The following is a 17,955-nucleotide window of genomic DNA, read 5'->3' on the forward strand; positions in this document are numbered from 1 at the left end:
TCGACTCCTTTGGCCCGGAATGGGACCGGCGGAGCATAACGCCGCGTATACGAAGGGAATGCGAAGGCTTCACGCGAAGACGTGAAGCCCGGTAGCGCCGGCCGTTGGCCGGACCACGGATTGCCTGGGCCGGCCAACGGCCGGCGCTAGCGGAGGCGTGCCAACCCGATAGCATGGCGTCCGGCTACACCAGCGCCTTCAACCGGTACAACGCCTCCAGCGCCTGCTTCGGGGTCAGCTCATCCGGGTCAATCGCGGCCAGCGCCTCCTGCGCCTTGCTCGACGGCGCCGTAAACAGCCCGAACTGCTGCGGCGCGTCCAGCGCCTGCGGCGCCATCGTGGCGGCCACGGTCTCGCCGCCGCGCTGCTCCAGCTCGGCCAGGCGACGGCGCGCCTGTGCCACGGTGGCCTTCGGCAGGCCCGCCAGCGCGGCGACCTGCAGGCCGAAGCTGCGGTTGGCCGGGCCGTCCTTCACGGCGTGCATGAACACCAGCGCCTCGCCATGTTCCACCGCGTCCAGGTGCACGTTGGCGATGCCGCTGCTGCCGCCTTCGTGCTGCTCGTCGGCCAGCGTGGTCAGCTCGAAGTAATGCGTGGCGAACAGCGTGTAGCAGCGGTTCTCGTAGGCGAGGTGGCGCGCCACCGCGTCGGCCAGGGCAAGGCCGTCGTAGGTGGAGGTGCCGCGGCCGATCTCATCCATCAGCACCAGCGACTGCGCCGTGGCGTGATGCAGGATGTAGCTGGTCTCGCTCATTTCGACCATGAAGGTCGACTGGCCGCGCGCCAGATCATCACCCGCGCCGATGCGGGTCAGGATGCGGTCGATCGGGCCGATCACCGCGCGGCTGGCCGGCACGAAGCTGCCGATGTGGGCCAGCAGCACGATCAACGCGTTCTGACGCATATAGGTGGATTTACCGCCCATGTTCGGGCCGGTGATGACCAGCATGCGGCGGTCCGGGTGCAGGTCGAGGTCGTTGGGCTCGAACGCCTGCTCGCGCACGGCTTCCACCACCGGGTGGCGGCCGCGTTCGATGCGCAGGCACGGGGCCGTGTCCAGCTCCGGGCGGGCCCAGTCCAGCGCCTGCGCGCGTTCGGCAAACCCGGCCAGCACGTCCAGTTCGCTGAGCGCGGCGGCGCATTGCTTGAGCGGCTCCAGCCCGCCGCCCAGCGTATCGAGCAACTGCTCGTACAGCAGCTTCTCGCGCGACAGCGAGCGCTCGCGCGCCGACAGCACCTTGTCCTCGAACGACTTCAGTTCTTCGGTGATGTAACGCTCGGCATTGGTGAGGGTCTGGCGGCGCGTGTAATGCACCGGTGCCTTGTCGGCCTGGCCCTTGCTGATTTCGATGTAATAGCCATGCACGCGGTTGTAGCCGACTTTGAGCGTGGCAATGCCACTGCTGGCGCGTTCGCGCTGCTCCAGGTCGATCAGGAACTGGTCCGCATGCGTGGACAGCCGGCGCAGCTCATCCAGCTCGGCATCGAAGCCTTCCGCGATCACGCCGCCGTCGCTGAGCTTCATCGGCGGGGTAGGCGCGATGGCCGAGGCCAGCAGGTGCGCGCACTCATCATGCGAACCCAGTGCGTCGTGCAGCGCGACCAGACGCGGCGAATCCAGCGGTGCCAGTACCGCACGCACCTCGGGCAGCAGCCCCAGGCCATCGCGCAGCGTGGAGAAGTCGCGCGGGCGCGCAGAGCGCAGCGCCACGCGGGTAAGAATGCGTTCCAGGTCGCCCAGCGCCCGGAACGCCTCGCGCACGTCGCGCTCGGCGCCACGGTCGATCAGCGTCGCCACCGCATCGTGGCGCTGCACCAGCACGTCGCGCAGGCGCAGCGGGCGGTGCAGCCAACGGCGCAGCAGGCGCCCGCCCATCGGCGTCACCGTGGTATCCAGCACGCCCAGCAGGGTATTGCGGGTGTCGCCGTCCACGCGCGTATCCAGCTCCAGGTGGCGGCGCGTGGCGGCGTTCATCGCGATTGCCTCGCTCGCCGTCTCCGTGGCGATCGCGGTCAGGTGCGGCAGGCGCTGTTTCTGGGTCTCTTCGACATAGCCGAGCAGGGCACCGGCGGCGGCCGTGGCACGCGGCTTGTCGTCGATGCCGAAGCCGGTGAGGTCATGCAGCTTGAAGAACGCCAGCAGCTGGCGGCGGCCGCTGTCGGCGTCGAACAGCCATGGCGCGCGGCGACGGATGCCGCTGCGGTGTTTGAGGAATTCGGGCCAGTTCTCTTCGTCCGGCATCAGCAGTTCGGCCGGCTCCAATCGGGCCAGCTCGGCCTCCAGCGCATCGTCGGAATCGACCTCGTTGACCAGGAAGCGGCCGCCGGCCAGGTCGGCCCAGGCCAGCCCGTAGCCGTGCTTGCCGCGCGACAGCGCCATCAGCAGCGTGTCGCGGCGCTCATCCAGCAGCGCCTCGTCGGTGACGGTGCCGGGGGTGACGATGCGCACCACCTTGCGCTCGACCAGGCCCTTGGCCAGCGCCGGATCGCCGATCTGCTCGCAGATCGCCACCGATTCGCCGAGTGCCACCAGACGCGCCAGGTAGCCTTCGTAGGCATGCACCGGCACGCCGGCCATCGGGATCGGCGCGCCGCCCGAGCTGCCGCGCTGGGTCAGGGTGATGTCCAGCAGCCGCGCCGCCTTGCGGGCGTCGTCGTAGAACAGCTCGTAGAAGTCGCCCATGCGGAAGAACAGCAGCAGGTCCGGAAACTCGGACTTGGCGGCAAAGAACTGCTTCATAGCAGGCGTGTGTTCTTTGGATCCCTTGCTGGTGCTGCTTTGGTCTTTTAAATCAGTCACTTGATTGTTTGGCCGGTAACGTCAATGACGGTGGATGGAGGCAATTGGCGGCGAGTGAAGGTGTTTCGTGTAGCGATTCTGTAGCTACGAGTGGACTATGGCGAAAAAAAGCTGTAGCAACGGTCTGTAGCAATGGCCATGTGCGTGCGATACTGTAGCAACACGGACATCCAGAGGGGCGTGTGTTGAAGAGTCCAGCGTCGAGCAAGAAGTCCGGCTCTCTTAAGTTTAGTTTGACCTACGCCCAAGTGCTGGGGTTGTCGATCGCCAAGGGGCCGGCCTTGGATGCGCAAGGGAAGGTTCGAATGGTCGCTCGATCGGAAGGCACGCCCTACGTGGTGCTCGACGGAGGGCCCGGTGCACCCACCGGGTTTGGCTTCCGGGTTGGCAAGACCATGACCACTTACGTGGGCCAGAAACGAGGGCCGACCGGAACGCCGATTCGCTTCAGCTTGGGCAACGTGTCTGACATGGGGCTGGACGAGGCCAGGGAGGCCTGCCGGCATCATCTGGCGTTGCTCAAGGAAACAGGGAAGAACCCTGTCCACGTCAAACGGCAGCAACTGCTGGACGCCTTGGAAAAGGAATCGACGGTTGATTTCGGCGATTTGACGTTGCGGGAGTGCCTGGCGCGTTACATCGGCCATCTGGATTCCCGAGTAAGGAAAAAAAAGGTCAAGCAAGTCAGTGTGGACGCGGTGCACGACAGCGTGTCCCGCCTTTCCAGGCCTGGCGTTGAGCTGGCAGATCGGGCGTTGAATGACATCAAGGCGGAGGTGGTCAGGGCCGCCTTTGACGCGTGCCGGATCAGCTCAATGAGGCTTTCCAATCGCATTCCCAAACAAATGAGGCAAAAGCTGGGCGGGGTCGCGGATTGGTCCAAGCTGTCGGTGGCCGAGCTGGAGGCGTTGGGCATCACTGGAAAACACATCCAGTTGGTGCGGGCTGCCGGGCTGTCCTCGACCGAACATACGTTTTCCGACGCGCGGAGGGCCGTGGAGTTCGTGATCAAGCAGGAGAGGGCGCGGGATCACGAGTTGGGCAGGCCTCAACGGCACTTCTACAACCCGCTGGACGTCATCCATACCGAGGACATGCTTAGAGAGGCGCACGAGTTGCGCAGCCATTACAGCCGAGCCGAGGTTCGCAACCCCTTGGGCGACGAGACATTGCCCAAAGTGCTTAAAGCCATTGCCGCGCGGCGCGATGAGCAAGGCGGGCGCAACACCGCAGGGGCGGACTACCTGCTGCTGACGTTGCTTTGGGGCACCCGTCGCAGCGAGGCCGCCCCCTTGCGGTGGTATGACCGCTGCACACCGGGAGAGCTGTCGCAGTCGTTGCTGTCCTGGGTGTGGATCGCCGCTCCAGGGCAAGTGAATCCCACCACCAAGCGAGAGGGCAGCCAGGTCTATTTGTTCGAGACGAAAAACAAGGAAGAGAGATTTCTGCCAGTCACCTATTTCGCCGAGCGGATCCTCCAGCGCCGGTTCAACGAGCGCATGGACGATGCCCGTCCCAGGCAGGAGTTGGAAGGCGCAAAGGCGGCGCTGGCAGCGGCCATCAAGCGGGGAGGGAGCAAAGCGGTCATTGCGGCCCTGACCGAAGAAGTGGCCAACGCCGAGCACGCCTTGGACCGCACCCGATACGTGTTTCCGGCCCGATCCGGGCGCAGTAAGACTGGGCACTACTCGGACAGCAAATCCATCATCGCCAACGTGCGCCGTGACGCCGGGCTGGTCGATTTGCGCAAGGAGGTGGACATCGGCCTGACCCCGCACGACCTGCGCCGCACGCTGGGGCGCTACGCGGGGAGGCTGTTGGGCAAGAGCCGGGTGGTATCCCAGATGCTGCATCACCGGGCCAAAGACCGGGAAACCGCGTCAACGGACGAGATTTATACCGAGCAGGAATGGTCCGAGCTGCGTCGGGCGTTTGGCGAGGTGGAAGAGCACATGATGGCGAGCAGCCCCCGGGTCTGGAACCGCTGGAAAGGCACGGACAAGCCGCGACTTGACGAAGCCAACGACCCTCCGGCTACGATCTTCGCTGCACGAAATCAAAAGGTGGCGCTCTATGACGAGGATTGAACCCGTCCGCACGGAAGAAGCGTTTCTTGCCAAAGCCGAGGCGTCGTGGAGCGGGGAGTTGGTCCGCGCGAAGAACGCGGGCGGAGGAATGGTGTCGGCGAAAGCTGCAGCATGGTTCCTGGGCATCCACGCCGACACGCTGGGCGAGTGGCGACGCCGCATTCCACCCATGGGTCCTCGCTTTCAAAAAGCCTCGGGCAGTGCGGTTAACGGTCCCAATCAGCGGGTGAAATACGACTACGACGAGCTGTTGACGTGGAAGGACGGACAGCAGGGCAGGACCGCGAAAGAGCGCCGGTTGAGTTCGGAGCTGGAGCGGTTAAGCCAACAGCAGCGGGAACTGGAACTGGAGCGGCAGATCCACGAGGCGAAGGTGGCCTTGGAGAAGCTGCGGAAAAATGCTGGGCGCTACACCGCGTTGGTGACGTCCCACGAGGGCTGGGCGGCCTCCCATGCTTGGGCCGTCGTGGATGGTCTTATCGCCGGGCACGCTCTCACGGTGGACGAGGACACATTGGATCGAGCCCTGGCCGAAGGCGAGATCTGGGACGCTACCCTGCCCAACGCCTTGCTGGAGCCTTGGACCAGCGTGGCGGCGCGCGATCCCTTCGATGACGCCATGAAGGAGGCGCTAGCTGCCTTCCAGGGCGCCCGGGACCACGCACGCAACCAGGATCGAGCTCGAGGGCTGGAGGACAGGCTGCCACCGGCCACGGCAGCAGAGAGCCCGCGCAAGCCGTTCCGGTTCTGACCGGCTACCATCGAGCCATCTCCTTGCGGTATCCCCGATGTCCCTCGACTCGATAAAAGACGCTGAAAAAGAGCTCCTGAAGCGCTACAAGAAAACCTGGGGCCAGAAGCACCCGGCGTTCTTGGCGGGGGAGGGGGTTTCCTGGAAACGCCTGAAGGACGACTTCGACAAAGAAGCCGCTGCTGAAAAGACGGAAAAGAACGTGCAGTTCACCGCGCCGTGGTCTTCTGCCGAAGCTGCTGGCCTTTTGGCACTCAATCAGAAGGTGTTTCGCGCACTCGCTACGATGGACAGCAAAACCGGTTCCCTCATCGTGGGCGAGGGCAAGCACGTCTCCATCCGGTTGTGTCGGTTGCTGGAGTGGGCAGAGGGGATGACCGACGCGGCTAAGGTTCGGCGCTGGCGAGAGTCCCGGAACGATGAGGACTTGCTGGGAAAGACAACGCCTAGTTCTCCCGCGGCGGCCTTCCGAATTGTAAAGAACGCCCGGATCGAGTTCGGCCTCATCGAAGGCAAGGTGACGTCGCTCGATCTCTCTCACTTGAGCGATGCGGAGCGGGCGAAAATCACAGAAATCTTGCGGGGAGGACGTGGCGCGATCCAGCACGACGAGCGCGGCCTGGCGATGCTCACACCCGTTGCATCGACGTTGCCTGAAGCCTTCAGGATGCAGTGGACTGACGAAGCCCTCAAGAGCGAATACGTGGAGCGCTACCAGGGGTTGCTCGAAAGCGCACAGGACGAGCTGGCCCAGCATCTGGAGCGGGTCAAGGAAGACATTCGTGATGCAGGGTCGGACGAAGAGGGCTCACCCGGGGCGTTGGCGTTGGCTGCCCTGCTGGACATGTGGAAGGACGAGGAGCGCGACGTGCAAGAGCTCCATTCGGAGGTCCGTGCCGAACTGCTGGACATCTCCCTTCCCCCTGCTGTCCCAACAACAAGGACACCTTTCCGCTTTTGAGCAGGACTCGCCGGCTGCCCGCCGGCTCGGTCTTGGAGGAAAAAGCAGGATGCAGCGGCTTCCGCCGCAGCCCAGAAGACCATCCCAAGCCCCGGCTCACCCCCGGGGCTTTTTCGTGTCCTGACGCCAAAGGGGTGAGCACCCCTTATCGGGACAATGTCGGTTTCTGGATCCGTAGGCTGGCGCCACACCAATCGGGAACACAGACATGCAGCCGCTCATCCTCTCGCTCGACCCCTCGCTCTCGGCCCACTTCTCCACCCTGACCCCGCAGGCCCTTGCTGACGCCCTGGCCGACGCGTTGCCCCAGGCCCTGGCCCAGCTCGCCAGCGACCGCAGCACGGCGGCCATCGTCCAGAGCGGCGACACGGGCGGCCTGCATCCGGGCCAGGTGCTCACCCTGCAGATCGCCACGTTGCAGAGCTTCCTCGACGTGTCCGACGCCGCCAACAGCTAACCCCTGCAGTAACCCGGGCCGGGACTGGCCCAACCCTTCCCCACCTTTCGCGAAACGCGGCTGACAAGCCGTGCTGGCGGAGCTCTGCCCAAACCAAGGAATCCACATGACCCAGATCTTCACTTTTCACATCACCGCTGCGCTGGATATCACCGCATTTCTGCCGGTCCGTGCCCGGACCGCTAAAGGCGCTGAAAGGGAAATGAAGCGCATCAATGCCAAGGAGGCCGCCGATGCTCTGACGATCACTTACGACGTGAATCGTATCGAGCGCGACATCGGGTGCTCGGTGGACAACGGCATCGCGGAGGAGGTGCTGGGCGCCGTCTTTTCCCAAGAGCGTGCCGCCCTTCTGGATTTCCCCTCGCTTGAAGACGAACCGCGCAGCGTTCACCCAGAGGGTCGTATTGAGCTGACCGGGGATGCGTTGGCGACCAAGCGCTACCCGATGGCTGGGGAGACGCAAGCTAAAGCCCTCGCGGTGTTTCTCGCTCTGGATGAGGCGCAGCTCAACGCCGTGCCCTGGTACCTGGGAGCGGCGGACTTCTACGAGGCGTATTTCTATGAGCAGGAGCTGGAGGTGGACGAGGACAAGCTGGAAGCGATTGCCCAGCTCATTGATGGTGACTTGTAACTGCCCGGGCCTGGCAGTCATCTAAGGCCCAATTCCTCAAACCCTTTCGCGAAACGCGGCTTGTCAGCCGTGCTGGCGGAGCTTTGCCTAAAAACCTCGGAGAATCCCATGAACGCTGTTACTTACCACCTCAAAACCACCCCAACCCCGAAGAGGCGCGTCACGATCAAGCCGACCAAGCTTGCGGTCGCCCTCGCCAAGAACGTGGGCTACGACCGGGCGCCTGAAGGTATTACCACCGAAACTTGGCTGACTCCGCCGAAGCTGATCCACGGCGATCCCGCAAAGGGCCACACGGGCTTGGGGCCGTTCGATCTGGATCCGTGCACCCCGCAGCAGGGGATGCCTTGGCGGACCGCCAAAAAAATGCTCAAGCCCATCGATGACGGGCTCAAGAGCCCTTGGCCCAAGACGGCGTTTGTGTGGATGAACCCGCCCTACGGCGGCCACAAGAACAGCCCGACCTCGCAGCATCGCTGGATGGAAAAGGCTGCAGAGCACGGCAACGGGATTGCCCTGGTGCTGGCTCGGATGGAAACCGGCTGGATGCAGGACTCGGTGTTGAACCACCCCAACGTTTCCGCGGTGGTGTTCACCAAGGGACGCCTGTCTTTCTGCCGCTCGGATGGAACGCCCGGCAACAGCTGCCCCGCGGGATCGGTGTTTGTGGGTTACGGCGTTGAAGCGGCCCGGCGGCTCAAGCGGGCGGTCAAAGAGGGCCTGATCCGCGGCACATACCTGGACATGGCCTGTGTGGGTCGGGTGTCGAGCGCTGACCTGGGGGCGGCCAACGATGAGTGAGGTCACTGCGCTTGTGAAGGCCATCCGAGCCATTCCTTCCGCCGATGGCACACCGTGGAATCCGCGGGTTGCAGTCGAAACGTTTGTTCAGCATGCACTGATGTCAATTTGGCGTATCCAGGTGGACACCAAGGCTTGCCTTGACCCCAAAGTCCTTGCGTTTGTCCCCTTGCAACAAAATGCCGAAGCAGTGCCCGAAGTGGCGGCAGCAATCACCGCCTACCTCAATGCAGTCACCGCGAGCAGGCCATTCGAGGATGTGCTGGGACGGGTCCATGCCGAGCTGCTGGCAAGGAGGGGTGGGGAAGGGCTAGGGCAGTTTTTCATCCCCGGCGATCTTCTCAATCTGGCTCAAGCCCTCGACACAAGGCATCGCCCTAATGGGAGCGGGGTCAAGGTCTACGACAGCTGTTGCGGTGCGGGTTCGCTGGCCCTTGCCGCGATCAGGGGTCGCCTGAAACACACCACGAGCGAAAAAATCCTGGTGCTGGCAGGGGACATCGATCCGTTGTGCGCAGCGATGACGGCTTTGCAGATCCACGCGAATCAGACCTTTCATCTTCTGCCGCTTGGGGCGGTCAAAGTCACGGTTGGGAACGAGTTGGTCGGTGAAAGGCGCCCTGGCTACTGGTCCCACTCCTGCAACTACGAGTAGGCCGGAGGTCCGGCCTTTCCATCCCAAGACTCGGCGGCGAGTAGCCGCCGGCTCTTGCTTCAAGCCGCTTTTGCTCTTGTTTTTCCTAACAGGTAACAAGAACCCGTTACCCCCTTGTTACCCGTGAAAGCCTTGTCCCATAAGGAGGTAGCAAGGGGTAACAGGGTAACGGGCGGATCGAGAGCTCCCGATAGATGTATGCATGGATGTTGCGGGATGCAGGAATGCGTTTTTCTTGCGTGGATCTCTTAAACCACTTGTTACCTTGTTACCGCCTGTTACCTCCAATAAATATAAGGGTGTGAAGGGTAACAAGTGGGTAACAAGCACTTGTTACCTCCCGGGCAAATCTTTGAGCTGATTCAATCTTTCAGTTGTTTCTGAAGGAGGTGAAGCAGAAATCAACATTGGCTGGTGTCAGAGCTTGCCAGTTCTGAAGAGTCTGCTTTGATGGATTTGTGGTCACAACAGGACCACAAATCAAGAAACGGAGCAGGCAGTGAAGACGAAACGTGAAAAGACCGCACGGGATGAGTTGTTGAAGGCCCGGGTCAGCAAAAGTTTTAAGGCGTTGGTGGAGGAGACGGCGGTGGCCCGTGGGCAAACCCCTTCCGAAGCCATGCGTCAGGCGCTTCAAGAGTGGGTGCATCGACCCAGTCAAGCGGCATAAAAAACCCCGGGTGCGAACCGGGGCGTTTACAACTAAGGATTACAGGATGAAGAGTAAAGCGAACACTGGCGCTGTCAAGCGCGGGGAGGCCAATGGCGACGCCGTTGATCAGGCTCCGAAGAAAAAGGGTAAGGCCTATAGGGCCGACGCCAACCCGAACGGCGCCACGGATGACCTGGGCATCGTGGGCGAAGACCTCTCGTTCGAGCTGGCCTATGCCGACGACCTGCGACGCGGCAACCAGTTCCGCATTGGCGGCAAGATGGACAACGGCGAGATCGATATTTCCCTGTATCAGTGGAACGAAGCAGAAGGCATCTGGGCTCTGCAAGCTACTCGGGAAGTTGAGGCCCACGCCTTGGATTGGATGCGCATGCACGCGCCCGAAGACGCCAAGCAGAGCACCGCGGCCAGCTGCGTTAAGACCGCGATCTTGGAGATGATTCGCTTGCCGGGAATGAAGCTGCCCGAAAGCCAGCACCGGGCCATCGTGCCGCTGAAGGGCGGCTACTTGGAGATCCTCAAGGACGCCAACAAGAAAGCCTACATCGAATACCTGCCGGCCGACCCCAAGCACGGGATTACCTCTCTGGTTCCAGCGAAGCTCAACCTAGATCAGGTGCGCGACGGGCGCTACACCCCCAAGCCGTTGGACCCCAAGTCTCGCTGGGCCAAATACCTTGTCCGCTTCATGCCGGATATGGCCGTGCGGGGGCTGCTTCAAGAGGCGATGGCGTCTTCGGTCATGCCGATGTGCCTGGAGAAAGCCTTCCTGCTGCTGGGCAGCGGCAGCAACGGGAAGAGCACCTTGCTTCATGTTCTCCGCGCAATCCACCCCAAGAACACCGCGGTTCGCATCGACAAGCTGGATGGGCAGTTCGCGATGGCCCCCCTTGCTTCCAAAACTCTTTATCTGGCGACAGAGGCGCCCAAGGTCCTTTCCGATGCTATCCAGCAAGTCATGAAGGCCCTCATCTCACGTGACCCCATGTCTGCCGAGAACAAGGGCAAGGATGCTTACACCACGGTGCCGCGCGGCACGCTCTTCCTCGCCCTGAACGCCATGTTCTCGGTCACGAGCCATGAGCACGGCTTCTGGCGAAAGATCTGCATGATTCCGTTCAACGTGCGTCTGGCCGAAAACGACAAGGACCGCGATCCCGACTTCCACAAAAAGCTGACCGAAGACCCGGCGGAGATGGCCGTGATCATCGACTGGCTTCTGGAGGGGGCTCTGCGCCTCATCGAGCGCGGCGGCTTGCCCGAGGAAATGCCCGAGGCTGTCAAGGCGCTTGCCGAACAGACCCGCCAGGAGACGGATACCACCGCGTCATACTTCGCCGAGCGGATGGTGATCGAAGAAGAAGGCACCTGGACCGACAAGAACGACATCTACGACGACTACCGCAACTACGTGCTGGATGAGTTGGGCCGTAAGCCGGTGGGCGCGGAGGAGCTCTGGAAGCGCGTGCGCGAACGCATGCCGGGCATTCAGCAGAAGCAGAAGAAGGCCACGAAGAGCGCCAAGGCCGAGCGCTGGGTCAATCTGCGTGTTGGTGGGTTGAAACCGCGCATGGAGTCGGCCCGCGGACAAGGCGCCGCCGATGAGGACGTGCCCTTGGGTGACTGCGCGCGTCCCTGCAAAGAGGCTCTGGAAGCTATTGAGCTTCTGTCGGACGGCCGCTTGGCCGAAGCTGCCTAGGGCTTTACATCCGCCGCAGGTGAGGTATTGCAAAGGGGTATCCCTCAGAAAAGGAACCCCTCCTATGCCATCGCCGACCCCCAACATCCCAGACGACGCTTTTCACGAAGAGGCCATCACCGCCGCCGATCTGGGGCAAGAAGGCCCAGAGTTTGACCCGCAATACCTGCTGGTCCAGTCCGTGTTCGGCCTTCACGTCAAATCCGGCAAAGACGGGGACGAAGGCCTGCGAAGCGAGAATGACATCGTTGACCTGGTCCGCCGACTTCTGGACCGGCGCAAATCGGTAGACCTGCATTTCGAGTTTTAACCAACCCCATCCACCCACAAGCACCTGCTTAAGAGGCGCAGGCGTTTGAAAAAGATTTGAGGCAACACCCCATGTCAAAGTATTCCGATCTCATCCAGGCCACCGCCGAGCGCATGCTCGACCTGATGAAGCAGGGCACCATCCCCTGGCGCCGGCCCTGGAACGACCCCGACGCTCCGCAGAATGGCTTGATCAACGGGCCCTGGAACCCGACAACGGGCAAGGCCTACCGCGGCTCGAACACCCTTATCTTGCGGGGCGCCCAACTGGTCCACGGCTACAAGGACAACCGCTGGCTGACTTACAAACAAGCGGCCGGCATCGGAGGAGCCCAAGTCAGGCGAGGCGAGAAGGGCCAGCAGATCGCCTACTGGGACTTCAGCAAGACGGGCAAAGCGCAAGAAGGTGAGCAGCCCGCCGTTGAAGGCGAAGAGAAGGGCTACCAGGGTCCATCGGTCTTCGTGGCAACTGTTTTCAACGCGAGCCAGATCGACGGCATGCCCGAGCCCCCGCCGCCCTTTGTTATGCCCGAGACGGTCCGCAACCTGCGGGTTCGGGAGCTGCTGGATCGGCACCAGCCGAAGGTTCACCACGACGGGGGCAACCGGGCTTTCTACTCCATCGCCGCGGATTCGATTCACCTGCCGAAGCACCACACTTTCAGCGATGACGTGAGCTACCAGGCCACGCTGCTCCACGAACTGGCCCATTGGACCGGCGCGAAGCACCGGCTCGACCGCGACCAGACCGGTCGGTTCGGCAGCCAGGACTACGCCAAAGAGGAACTGGTAGCCGAGCTCTCAAGTTTGTTCATTTCCGAGCGCCTCGGGATCGGGGTGGGCAGGGAACACGAAGGGCAGCACGCCGCCTACCTGCAGAGTTGGATGAAGGCCCTGGCCGACGACCCCAAAACCCTGTTTCGTGCAGCGTCCCAGGCTGAGAAGGTCATGACCTTCCTGGATATCCCGGCATTCGAGCGGGAGCCCTTGCCAGTCGTCAGAAAAGAACAGGAAGCCGAAAAGCCCGCTTCAACCCAGGTGGCCGAGAGCTCGGAAAAGGGCGGGGCGCGTGTGCGAAAGAAGGAACGCGAGCGCGACGTGGCTTGAAATATTTTCCAAGCTCCGGACCGTCGACTGCTCAGACGGGTCACCCTTGACGGTGTAAGGATCTTTGCTACAAAGGAAGAGTTAGGACGAATCCTGGCCGGGGTGGAAAGAATACTTAGTTAAAAGACCTGAGAAATCACTAACTAAGCTGCGTCTTTTCTCCTTACGCTTGCATCAAAGAGGGAATGGCGAAAGGGCGGCTTAGGCCGCCCTTATCATCTCTTTTCTATCCCATCCCTTGCGCAACTCCATTTGTTTGTTATGGGTGTATCTACTTACACAAAAAAGGGGGATTCATGCGCATTGTTACTGTTTCGGCTGTCGCCGCCTCTCTGCTCGCTCTGGCCGGCTGCTCGTCTGAAAAGATGTCAGGTTCGCCCCCATCTGAAGACCCACAGGTTGGCTACGTGGTCCTGTCAGTGGAACCGGTAGAGAACACCACTGAAAGCGTGCGCTCGCACCAGGCCGTCGGGGTAGAGGGCGTCTGGCCGCCAGGATTTGATGGCGGGTTGGTCCTCTACCGCCTGATTGGACCGAAGGATGTCAAACGGGCGATTGTCCAGCCAGCCTTTGCCAACGGGCGGCACGCGCTCCAACCCAATGACGGTGTCTTCGTCTATGGAACTGGCCCCTTTGCGTCCGTCGTCACCGCACCCATTGGGTCGACCCCAGCGCCCTTCATCCGCACGGATCGGCCATCAGGCCCAGGGGCACTGGTGAAGGTGATGCGTGTAGAAGAAGCCGGTGACAAAATACAGGTCGCTTACCTGGGTATTGATGGCGCCCGCGTAAAGGAGCTCGTTGTGAGCAAGTCCGGTCAACTGACCGTGGACTACTTTCGCTCCACATCCTTCGCCTGCGTATACGGCTCAGGAGCGTCGGCCAAGATCTATCCCCACTGGTCCAATCAGTTGAAGTGTGGCTGAAGGAGAGAGGCGGCGAAAGCCGCCTTTTCCCTGTCTGAGCCCTTGCGCAACTCCACCTCTTTGTTATGGGTAGTTCAACCCACACGAAGAAGGAGCATCCATGCGCGCACTCATCCTTTCCCTGGCCCTCGCCAGCCTGCTCCCGCTCACTGCCTCGGCCGCGGATAACACGTCGGCCCGCCGATACGGCACCAGCGAAACCTTGTCCGTTCAGAACGCCCGCCTGGGCGAGGTGTTGATGGTCCGCAGCGTGGACATCAAGAGCGACAAGCGTCTAAACGCCGGTTCCGCAATTGGCGCCGTCGTAGGTTACGCGTCCGTGCGAGACGTGAACAAAAACTATCGAAACGCTTCTCGTATTGCGGCCGGGACCATCGGCGGGGTGGCTGGCACTGCGATCCAGAACGGCTTGAGCAGTCGCCGGGGTGTGGAGGTATATGTCCGGGACGTGGAAAGTGGAAAGGTCTTTGCCATCGTCCAGGCCGATGACTTGCTGATTCGCACCGGAGACAAGGTGTTCCTCACGGGGAAGGGGAGCAAGACGCGTGTCGTGCCGATTGAGGGGCAGCACTGATGGGGTCGCTCTTCAACGTCCCTTCCTCTGTTCTTGTAGTCGGCACCCCGGCGTGGGCCAGGTCTGGCCATCCGCCGGCCCGGTCGAATGCTTGGTTCGTGCAGCAAAGCCACTGGGGCCAGGCCTTGGTTTGCCGTGCAAACCAGATGTCCACTGCCCGGGGTGAACGCCAGTGATGAGCGCGCTTCTGCTGGTATTGCTGCTGGGGTTGATGCTCACGGTGCCGTTCTGGACCCTTAACCGCTTCGCGGAAGCAAAGGACGCATGGATCCGCGTCCGCGCTGGAGAGCGACACGGCCGAACCTACGGCCGCTTCGTTATCCAAGCCGCCTTGTTTGGGGTGGGGGTCACCTTCCTAGGGATGGTCGCGGCGGTGGGCACCTTCGGTGCCTGGCCGGTAGGGCTCTTCCTGCTTGTGGTCGGCTTGGGTGCATGCATTGTCACGCGCGGAGCGAGGCAATGAGCCGCGAGCGCTCCACCTTGTTTGCTCCAGGCGCGCTGTCGAATAGCGGTGGCTTTGAGTTGCTGTCCATGCCTCCAAACATCCAGGCTATCTACGACGCTGCACAGCGAAACACTCCCTACGGCACCGAGCTGGACGACGCCCTGGCGGCCCACCGCCAAGCGCATGGTGAGCCGGAGCAGATCCCGCACGCGCTACGCGTGGACCCCTGCGATGCCATGCCCAGCAGCCCGGCAGAGCGCTACAAGGCTTACGTGAGCCAGCGCCGCTACGCGGTTCGGGCTCACTTTGAAGCAGGCAAGCACCCCGAAGACATGGCCCGAGTGCTGGGGGTGCCGGTCCACACGATCCGTAAAGACCTGACAACCATGCGCCTGCGTCGCCAGCGGCTCCTGTCGCCGACCCTCGCAGGGTGTATGCCTGCCGAAATCCAGGGCCTGCTTAACCAGGGGCTCACACAAGGCAACTTGTCTAAGCGGCTCAAGGTGTCCCAACAAGCAGTCAGCCAGTTCTGCATGGCGAACGGCCTTACCAACCCTGCCCGAGCACAACGCCAAGAAAAGATATCCGAGCGGCAGGAAAGGGTGCGCCTCTTAAGCGCCGAAGGCCTTTCAATCGGCGAGATGGCAGAGCGCGTGGGCGTTTCGACGCATGTGGTGTCGCGCGACCGCGCGAACTTAAAACTGCCGCGCCGCAAGACGCCGATTGACGAGTTCACTCTTCTCGGCTTGAGCCGCGCAGAGGTTCAACGCCTGCTGATGCAGTTTGAAACCGTCGGAGCGCTAGCACGGCACTTGAACACCAGCTCCCCCCTGGTCTCCAAATACCTGAAGCGAGTGGAGCTCAAGGCTCCCCGCGATGACCGGGGAAAACACCGGTTGAAGCGATGACCTGGACCTTTGCCCCATGACCCCACGTAGCCGCGGACTGGCTGGTCACTCCCCGCAGCACGTCCAAGACCTATTGGGCCAGGGCCTCACTCAGCGCGCGCTGGCCGACCGGGTGGGCGTCACGCACCAAGCCGTGAGCCGGTTCGTGCGCCGGCATGGCCTCCTTTCTGGGGGGCTGCAGGCCTACCGATCCCGGCAAGTCGACCAGGTGGCTCAACGCCGTCGGCAGGTGCGGCAGCTGCTGGAAGAGGGGCGGACCTCGGCGGAGGTGGCTGCCCGGTTGGGGGTGTCCATCGCCACGGTCAGTCTCGACCGTCAGGCGTTGGGCTTGCGCTGCGCCCGAATCCGATCCAAGCAACGCACCTTGCGTGGTCTGACTCTGGCGCAGGTTCAGGCCCATTTAAACGCCGTCAGTAGAGCCCAGTTGGCCCGGGAGCTCAGGATCAGCAGCTCGGCGGTCTACCGCTTTTGCAAGAAGACGGGCCTCATCGCCTCCTAGTAGGGGGGGGGGAGGGCCTACTCGCGGTCCAATCCTCCGATGGCCATGCCGATCAGGCACTTACGGGCGGAGATGGTCGGAATCGTTGGCCCAGACGCGCGGCTGAACGATACTTGAGGCCTGTTCGAGGGGATGTATTCGATGCCACTGCTCAACTGGTCCAACCGTGACGAGGACCTTACCCGCTCCGCCCTGACGCCCTACCGCCTCTTGGAGCCGGTGGCCAGCTTGTCCTATGGGGAGGTGGACGCTCCCAACATGCTGATCGAAGGCGACAACCTTGATGCCTTAAAGGCGCTGTTGCCGTATTTCGCCGGCAAAGTGAAGTGCATCTTTATCGATCCTCCTTACAACACACAATCGGCGGTTAGCTTGCACTATGAAGACAATATCGAACACTCGCAGTGGCTTTCGTTGATCTATCCGAGGCTTGAGCTATTGCGGGATTTGCTGTCTGAAGATGGGTCTATCTGGATCACGTTGGACGACAATGAAGCTCATTACCTCCGAGTCATCGCGGATGAGATTTTGGGTAGGAAGAATTTTGTGGCTAACGTTGTATGGCAGAAGGCCTATACCGCAAATCAGACCGCCCAGCATATTTCCAACACCCATGATCACGTTCTCGTCTACGCCAAAGACATCCAAAAGCTAGTTCTTGGGAAGATGGACAGGACGGAAGAGCAACGAGCGACATTTAAAAATCCAGATAACGATCCGCGTGGTGCTTGGAAGGCTGAGAACCTGTCTGCAGGCAAGTTCTATGCGGCAGGCCAGTTTGAGATAACCGGCCCAACTGGGCTGAAGTTTTCCCCGCCTGCAAATCGTTTCTGGCGATGCAATGAAGGCCAATATGAGAAGTGGCTTGCTGATGGTCGGATAACTTTCGGGCTGAAAGGAACAGGTAGGCCCATGCTGAAAAAGTATCTTGCCGAAATGACGGGCGGTTTGACTCCCATGACATGGTGGCCGCACGATCAGTTCGGAAGCAATAAGGAGGCCAGCATTCACCTCAAGGCGATGTTCGAAGGTGTGGATAATGTGTTCTCGACGCCCAAGCCCGAACGGCTGTTGAAGGGAATACTGGATCTTGCCACACGCCCGGGTGACGTCGTCTTAGATAGCTTTCTGGGATCTGGCACCACCGCCGCCGTAGCCCATAAGATGGGGCGACACTGGATTGGGGTGGAGATTGGAGAGCATGCTAGAACTTTTTCCCGGCCACGGTTGATGAAGGTCGTCGATGGAACCGACGCAGGCGGTGTCTCAGAGGTTGTTGGATGGAATGGTGGTGGCGGGTTCCGCTTCTACAAGCTTGGCGTGCCCGTGTTCGATGACGAAGGCCATATCCGCGAGGGCATAAAGTTTGAGCACCTTGCGGCCCACGTCTGGTTCGCCGAAACCGGCACCGCACGTTCCACCCGTGCCGTTAAACAGCCATTTCTGGGCGAGCATCACGGAATCGGCTACTACTTGCTGTTCAACGGGATCTTGGGCGATGAAAGCAAGACCGGCGGCAACGTGCTGACCAAGCGGGTGTTGAAGGGCCTGCAACCCTATGAAGGTCCCAAGGTGATCTACGGCGAGTCGTGCGACCTGCCGAAGGAGCGGCTGGAGGAGCTCCAAATCACCTTCAAGCAGACCCCCTACGACATCAAGGCGCGCTAAG

At 61.7% G+C, this 17,955-nt stretch carries 18 protein-coding genes; 17 read left to right on the plus strand and 1 reads right to left on the minus strand.

Annotation, left to right across the window (positions count from 1 at the left end):
• Positions 1-184: 184 nt before the first annotated feature.
• The gene (gene mutS, locus ACOZHM_RS08605) at positions 185-2,740 is read right to left on the minus strand and encodes a DNA mismatch repair protein MutS (RefSeq protein WP_421568854.1); all 2,556 of its coding nucleotides are present in this window, start codon (positions 2,738-2,740) and stop codon (positions 185-187) included.
• A 293-nt stretch (positions 2,741-3,033) separates the two neighbouring features.
• Here mutS and ACOZHM_RS08610 point away from each other — a divergent pair, with 293 nt between their 5' ends.
• The 17 genes from ACOZHM_RS08610 to ACOZHM_RS08690 all read left to right on the plus strand — a co-directional run bounded on the left by ACOZHM_RS08610 (position 3,034) and on the right by ACOZHM_RS08690 (position 17,954).
• Positions 3,034-4,887, plus strand: coding sequence for an integrase (locus tag ACOZHM_RS08610; protein ID WP_421568855.1), 1,854 nt, complete (start codon positions 3,034-3,036; stop codon positions 4,885-4,887).
• On the plus strand, positions 4,874-5,638 hold the full coding sequence (locus ACOZHM_RS08615; RefSeq protein WP_421568856.1) for a nucleotide-binding protein: 765 nt from the start codon (positions 4,874-4,876) through the stop codon (positions 5,636-5,638). Before ACOZHM_RS08610 ends, ACOZHM_RS08615 begins: the two co-directional genes overlap by 14 nt.
• Before the next feature lie 37 nt (positions 5,639-5,675).
• Positions 5,676-6,599, plus strand: a complete 924-nt coding sequence (locus ACOZHM_RS08620; RefSeq protein ID WP_421568857.1) for a hypothetical protein — start codon at positions 5,676-5,678, stop codon at positions 6,597-6,599.
• 208 nt (positions 6,600-6,807) lie between these two features.
• The gene (locus ACOZHM_RS08625) at positions 6,808-7,056 is read left to right on the plus strand and encodes a hypothetical protein (protein ID WP_421568858.1); all 249 of its coding nucleotides are present in this window, start codon (positions 6,808-6,810) and stop codon (positions 7,054-7,056) included.
• Between the two features lie 106 nt (positions 7,057-7,162).
• The gene (locus tag ACOZHM_RS08630; RefSeq protein WP_042613082.1) at positions 7,163-7,690 is read left to right on the plus strand and encodes a hypothetical protein; all 528 of its coding nucleotides are present in this window, start codon (positions 7,163-7,165) and stop codon (positions 7,688-7,690) included.
• Positions 7,691-7,798: 108 nt separating this feature from the next.
• Positions 7,799-8,491 (plus strand): DNA N-6-adenine-methyltransferase, encoded by a 693-nt coding sequence (locus ACOZHM_RS08635; protein ID WP_421568859.1) that lies wholly within the window; start codon positions 7,799-7,801, stop codon positions 8,489-8,491.
• Positions 8,484-9,146, plus strand: a complete 663-nt coding sequence (locus ACOZHM_RS08640; protein ID WP_421568860.1) for a hypothetical protein — start codon at positions 8,484-8,486, stop codon at positions 9,144-9,146. Before ACOZHM_RS08635 ends, ACOZHM_RS08640 begins: the two co-directional genes overlap by 8 nt.
• Positions 9,147-9,645: 499 nt before the next feature.
• Complete coding sequence (locus tag ACOZHM_RS08645; RefSeq protein ID WP_140222693.1) at positions 9,646-9,816, plus strand: ribbon-helix-helix protein, CopG family; 171 nt, start codon at positions 9,646-9,648, stop codon at positions 9,814-9,816.
• Between the two features lie 46 nt (positions 9,817-9,862).
• Entirely contained in the window at positions 9,863-11,518 is a 1,656-nt protein-coding gene (locus tag ACOZHM_RS08650; protein WP_394161557.1) for a DNA primase family protein, read from the plus strand.
• Between the two features lie 64 nt (positions 11,519-11,582).
• A complete protein-coding gene (locus ACOZHM_RS08655; RefSeq protein ID WP_421568861.1) occupies positions 11,583-11,828 on the plus strand; it encodes a hypothetical protein in 246 nt (81 codons plus the stop codon).
• Between the two features lie 71 nt (positions 11,829-11,899).
• Positions 11,900-12,934 (plus strand): ArdC family protein, encoded by a 1,035-nt coding sequence (locus ACOZHM_RS08660; protein WP_421568862.1) that lies wholly within the window; start codon positions 11,900-11,902, stop codon positions 12,932-12,934.
• Positions 12,935-13,230: 296 nt separating this feature from the next.
• A complete protein-coding gene (locus ACOZHM_RS08665; protein WP_421568863.1) occupies positions 13,231-13,860 on the plus strand; it encodes a hypothetical protein in 630 nt (209 codons plus the stop codon).
• 100 nt (positions 13,861-13,960) lie between these two features.
• Complete coding sequence (locus ACOZHM_RS08670) at positions 13,961-14,434, plus strand: hypothetical protein (RefSeq protein WP_421568864.1); 474 nt, start codon at positions 13,961-13,963, stop codon at positions 14,432-14,434.
• A gap of 175 nt (positions 14,435-14,609) precedes the next feature.
• A complete protein-coding gene (locus ACOZHM_RS08675) occupies positions 14,610-14,897 on the plus strand; it encodes a hypothetical protein (protein ID WP_421568865.1) in 288 nt (95 codons plus the stop codon).
• Positions 14,894-15,787 carry a hypothetical protein gene (locus ACOZHM_RS08680; RefSeq protein ID WP_421568866.1) on the plus strand — a complete coding sequence of 298 codons (894 nt, stop codon included), beginning with the start codon at positions 14,894-14,896 and terminating at the stop codon, positions 15,785-15,787. Before ACOZHM_RS08675 ends, ACOZHM_RS08680 begins: the two co-directional genes overlap by 4 nt.
• Positions 15,788-15,803: 16 nt before the next feature.
• Positions 15,804-16,286, plus strand: coding sequence for a hypothetical protein (locus tag ACOZHM_RS08685; RefSeq protein WP_421568867.1), 483 nt, complete (start codon positions 15,804-15,806; stop codon positions 16,284-16,286).
• Positions 16,287-16,427: 141 nt separating this feature from the next.
• Positions 16,428-17,954 (plus strand): site-specific DNA-methyltransferase, encoded by a 1,527-nt coding sequence (locus tag ACOZHM_RS08690; protein WP_421568868.1) that lies wholly within the window; start codon positions 16,428-16,430, stop codon positions 17,952-17,954.
• Position 17,955 lies beyond the last annotated feature (1 nt).

The sequence above is a fragment of the Stenotrophomonas sp. PD6 genome (assembly GCF_049199305.1).
In the GTDB taxonomy this organism is placed as follows: domain Bacteria; phylum Pseudomonadota; class Gammaproteobacteria; order Xanthomonadales; family Xanthomonadaceae; genus Stenotrophomonas.